Here is a 2,696-nt window from a genome sequence, read left to right on the forward strand (position 1 = left end):
GGGCCTGGCTGCGGCTTGGCACGACCGGTGCCGCGACCTAGATTCTTTCCCTATGGATCGCGTCCGGAAAATGCGATACCGTCGCGCCCGTTGAGTACAAAAGACGGATCTCAACCCATTTCCCAAACGGAGGTTTTATGCAATTCAAGCTGAAATTGACGGCTGCGCTGGCGATCGCCGCGGCCTGCGGCGTCGCCGCTGCGCAGGAGCAGGTCGTCAAGATCGGTCACGTCGCGCCGCTGTCGGGTGCGCAGGCCCACTATGGCAAGGACAACGAGAACGGCGTCCGCATGGCCATCGAGGACCTCAACGCGCAGAAGATCAAGATCGGCGGCAAGACGATCAAGTGGGAGATCCAGGCCGAGGACGACGCCGCCGACCCGAAGCAGGGCACGGCCGCCGCCCAGAAGCTGTGCGACGCCAAGGTCGCCGGCGTGGTGGGCCACCTGAACTCCGGCACGACCATCCCCGCCGCCAAGGTGTACCACGACTGCGGCATCCCGCACATCACCGGCGCCGCCACCAACCCCGACCTGACCAAGCCGGGCTGGGACACGACCTACCGCATCATCTCCAACGACAACGCGCTGGGCGCCGCGCTGGCCCTGTACGCGGCCGACAAGCTGAAGCTCAAGAAGGTCGCCGTCATCGACGACCGCACGGCCTACGGCCAGGGCGTCGCCGAGGTGTTCAAGAAGACCGCGCAGTCCAAGGGCATGCAGGTGGTGGGCCAGGAGTTCACCAACGACAAGGCCACGGACTTCATGGCCATCCTGACGTCCATCAAGTCCAAGAACCCCGACGCCATCTTCTATGGCGGCATGGACGCCCAGGGCGGCCCGATGCTGCGCCAGCTGGACCAGCTGGGCATGACCAACGTGAAGTTCTTCGGCGGCGACGGCATCTGCACGCAGAAGATCATCGAACTGGCCGGCGGCGCCAAGTCGCTGGAGAACGTGATCTGCGCCGAGGGCGGCTCGTCGCTCGACAAGATGCCCGGCGGCAAGGCCTGGAAGGAGCGCTACGACAAGAAGTACCCGGGCCAGTTCCAGATCTACAGCCCGTACACGTACGACGCCACCTTCGTGCTGGTCGACGCGATGAAGCGCGCCAACTCCATCGACCCGAAGAAGTACATCCCCTTCCTGAAGAAGACCAACTACAAGGGCGTCACCGCCAACATCGTGTTCGAGCCGAACGGCGAACTGAAGAACGCCGCCAGCACGCTCTACACGTACAAGGGCGGCAAGAAGTCGGTCGCCGAATAAGGCCGCCGCAGATGCAGCCAGCGAGGCCGCCTTCGGGCGGCCTTTTTCGTGTGATCCACCCCGCGCATGGAGATCCGCCGATCCATGGGCGGGTTCTGCTGATCCGGCGTAACGCGGTGTTTCCGGCGCCCCATTTCCGGCGGACCGTGCAGTGGTCCTTCCGTGCCGATGACGAGGCGTCGCGCGCACGCTTCAGTCCTGTAGGCGCGGTGGTTCTTTTGATGTCGGCCGTATCCTACAACCCGCACCAGCACTGGGTTTGCGCAGGGTTGACCGGTGCTGTCGCGTTGAAGGCTTTTCGTGGAGGCGCTACCCTCCGAAGCTCTGTTGGCTTACCAACAGTTGCTTACTTTTGGGGAATCACATGGAAGTCCTGGCGAAGCCGCAGCCCGCCGAGCACCGAGACGGAGAACTGAGGCTCGTGTTGAAGGCCCTGTCCGCGTTCCGGCGCGGCGAGCAGGGCGTCTCCTTGCCGACCGAATGGGACGGCCTCTTCGGCAAGATCGCCGCGGAGTTCAACGACCTGTCCTCCCAGACTTCCCGCGCCAGCCACAAGCTGCGCACCGTGGCCGGCGGTCCCCATGCCGGCACGCGCGCCGGACGGCGCCTGAGCGACGACAAGCTCACCGGCTTCTGGCAGGAGAACGTCGCCAGCGTCAACCAGCTGCTCGACGAAGTGGAGCTGTCCGCGGAGCGCAATCGCACGCTGCTGGCTTCGCTGACCGAATTGAAGAAGGGCAACGTGCAGGCGGAACTGCCGCACGACTGGACCGGCCTGTTCGGCAAGGTCGCCGACGCCTTCAACGACGTGGTCGCCGAGAACGTGCGCATGTCGCAGGAGCTGGCCCGCCTCTCGCGCGTGGTCGGCAAGGAAGGCAAGCTGAAGGAGCGGGCGGCGATGCCGGCCGCCGGCGGCTTCTGGCGCGATTCCGCCGAGTCGATCAACTCGCTGATCTCCGACCTGGTGCATCCCACTTCCGAAGTGGCGCGGGTGATCGGCGCGGTGGCGCAGGGCGACCTGTCCAAGTCGATGGCGCTGGAGGCCGACGGCCGCGCGCTGGAAGGCGAATTCCTGCGCACCGCCATGACCATCAACAAGATGGTGCAGCAGCTCGGCACCTTCTCTGCCGAAGTGACGCGGGTGGCGCGCGAGGTGGGCACCGAAGGCAAGCTGGGCGGCCAGGCCGAAGTGCAGGGCGTGGCGGGCACCTGGAAGGACCTGACGGACTCGGTCAACTCCATGGCCGGCAACCTGACGGCGCAGGTGCGCAACATCGCCGAGGTGACGAAGGCGGTGGCCGCGGGCGACCTCTCGCGCACCATCACCGTCGACGCGAAAGGCGAGGTGCTGGAGCTCAAGTCGACGATGAACACGATGGTCGACCAGCTCTCGTCCTTCGCCGCGGAAGTCACGCGGGTCGCCCGCGA

The 2,696-nt window shown here is 65.7% G+C and carries 2 protein-coding genes; both read left to right on the forward strand.

What is annotated here, in order from left to right:
* Positions 1-137: 137 nt before the first annotated feature.
* Positions 138-1,268, forward strand: coding sequence for a branched-chain amino acid ABC transporter substrate-binding protein (locus VFM98_RS07445; protein ID WP_325109277.1), 1,131 nt, complete (start codon positions 138-140; stop codon positions 1,266-1,268).
* 364 nt (positions 1,269-1,632) lie between these two features.
* On the forward strand, positions 1,633-2,696 hold a 1,064-nt coding region (locus tag VFM98_RS07450; protein WP_325109278.1), incomplete at its 3' end, for a HAMP domain-containing protein.

Source organism: Ramlibacter sp., from assembly GCF_035706265.1.
Taxonomy (GTDB): Bacteria; Pseudomonadota; Gammaproteobacteria; order Burkholderiales; family Burkholderiaceae_C; genus Ramlibacter.

What these genes read in the sequence shown, in the direction of transcription:
- VFM98_RS07445 (WP_325109277.1), top strand. Translation starts at nt 138, where the DNA reads ATGCAATTCAAGCTGAAATTGACGGCTGCGCTGGCGATCGCCGCGGCC.